The following is a 1,994-nucleotide window of genomic DNA, read 5'->3' on the forward strand; positions in this document are numbered from 1 at the left end:
GCCGTGCCGTAGCGCAGCGAGTACGACGACGCGACGTGCAGGTGCGCGAACCCGGTGACCGGGCCGGTCGCGGTCAATCCGCGACCCGGGACAGGGTCCAGGCGCCGGCCGCCACGTCGCGGCGCAGCTCGTAGCTGCCCGCCGACGTCCCCTGTCCCGCGGACGCCTCCACTCGCCAGAACTCCAGTTCGGGCTGCGCGGGCACGTCGCGCTCCCGCCACCACTCTCTGTTGACCACCCAGTGCCCGGCGATCGACCGCACCGCGTAGAGCCTGCCGCGCCACACGAACCGGGCCGGGCGACCATCGGCTCTCGCCTGCACCTCGACCGGCTCCCCGTACACCCGAACCATGAGTTCGAATATAAGTTCAATCGAACACGTGGTCAAATATATCTTATGGTGCTGCTGTTACTCGGCTTCATAGCGTAACCGGCTCGCGAGCGGGCGAGCGGGGCGGGCTACGGCTGGGCGGACCAGCCGGGGGCCGGGAAGGCCGTGAGGAGGTCGCGGATCTCGGCGGCGATGCGCTCCAGGGGGCCCTCGTCGTCCTTGGCGGCGGCGGTGATCGCCTCGTCCATCCAGGCCGCGAGCAGGGGCATGTGCTGCTCGGTCAGGCCCCTGGTGGTGATCGCCGGGGTGCCGAGCCTGATGCCTGACGGGTCGAACGGGCGCCGCGTGTCGAACGGGACCGTGTTGAAGTTCAGCTCGATGCCGGCCCGGTCCAGGGCCTTGGCGGCCGGCTTGCCGCCGATCCCCTTCGAGGTCAGGTCCACGAGCAGCAGGTGGTTGTCGGTGCCGCCGGACACCAGGTCGTACCCGCGCTCCTGCAGGGCCGCGGCGAGCGCCGCGGCGTTGGCGACCACCTGGGCGGCGTACGCGCGGAACGACGGGGCCGCCGCCTCGTGGAGCGCCACCGCGATAGCCGCGGTCGTGTGGTTGTGCGGGCCGCCCTGCAGGCCGGGGAACACCGCCTTGTCGATCGGCGACGCGTGCTCCGCGTCCGTCATGATCATCGCGCCGCGCGGGCCGCGCAGCGTCTTGTGCGTGGTCGTCGTGATCACCGGCGCGTAGCCGACCGGCGAGGGGTGCGCGCCGCCCGCGATCAGGCCCGCGATGTGGGCGATGTCCGCGACGAGCACCGCGCCCGCTTCCGCGGCGATCTCGGCGAACGCCGGGAAGTCGATCGTGCGCGGCACCGCGGTGCCGCCGGCGAAGATGACCTTGGGACGCTCGCGCAGCGCCAGGTCGCGCACCTCGTCGAAGTCGATCCGGCCCGTGTCCCGCCGCACGCCGTACTGCACTGGCCGGAACCAGCGGCCGGCGACCGACACCGCGGCCCCGTGCGTGAGGTGGCCGCCCATCGGCAGCGCCATCCCCATGATGGTGTCGCCAGGCTGCGCGAACGCCAGGTAGACCGCGAGGTTCGCCGGCGACCCCGAGTACGGCTGCACGTTCGCGTGGTCCACCCCGAACAGCGCCTGCGCCCGCTCGATCGCGATCGTCTCGATGGGGTCGATGAACTGCTGGCCCTCGTAGTACCGCCGGCCCGGGTAACCCTCTGAGTACTTGTTGGTCAGCACCGTGCCGCACGCCTCAAGCACGGCGAGCGACACGTAGTTCTCCGACGGGATGAGCCGCATCTTCTCTGACTGGCGGCGCGCCTCGCCGTTGATCAGGCCCGCGATCTCCGGGTCGGTCGCCTCGATCTGCGGGATAGGCGGCTGGTGCATGGCGGGTGGCCTCCCTCGTCCATTGTCTGTGAGAGGCTATCAGCACCATGAGCACCAGAGTCATTCTCGACTGCGACCCCGGCATCGACGACGCGCTGGCGATCGCGTTCGCCATCGGGCACCCGGGGATCGAGTTCACCGGGATCACCACGGTGGCCGGCAACGTGGGGCTGGCGAAGACCACGGCGAACGCGCTGGCGGTGGCGTCGTTCGCCGGCGCGCCCGGCGTGCCGGTGACCGCGGGGTGCCCGGCGCCGCTGCTG

At 71.5% G+C, this 1,994-nt stretch carries 3 protein-coding genes; 1 reads left to right on the forward strand and 2 read right to left on the reverse strand.

Annotated elements, in window-relative coordinates; genetic code table 11:
- Positions 1–73: 73 nt before the first annotated feature.
- A complete protein-coding gene (locus tag WA805_RS27030; RefSeq protein ID WP_422288905.1) occupies positions 74–352 on the reverse strand; it encodes a DUF6504 family protein in 279 nt (92 codons plus the stop codon).
- Positions 353–459: 107 nt separating this feature from the next.
- Complete coding sequence (glyA, locus tag WA805_RS27035; protein ID WP_422288906.1) at positions 460–1,731, reverse strand: serine hydroxymethyltransferase; 1,272 nt, start codon at positions 1,729–1,731, stop codon at positions 460–462.
- A gap of 47 nt (positions 1,732–1,778) precedes the next feature.
- Between glyA and WA805_RS27040 the strand changes: the two genes are divergently transcribed.
- A partial coding sequence (locus WA805_RS27040) for a nucleoside hydrolase (RefSeq protein WP_425243755.1) occupies positions 1,779–1,994 on the forward strand: 216 nt, incomplete at its 3' end.

Origin of the sequence: Trebonia sp. (assembly GCF_049794275.1) — a bacterium.
Classification (GTDB): Bacteria; Actinomycetota; Actinomycetes; order Streptosporangiales; family Streptosporangiaceae; genus Trebonia.

Coding starts and splice junctions, on each gene's coding strand:
- glyA (WP_422288906.1), bottom strand. CDS start 1,731: ATGCACCAGCCGCCTATCCCGCAGATCGAGGCGACCGACCCGGAGATC.
- WA805_RS27030 (WP_422288905.1), bottom strand. CDS start 352: ATGGTTCGGGTGTACGGGGAGCCGGTCGAGGTGCAGGCGAGAGCCGAT.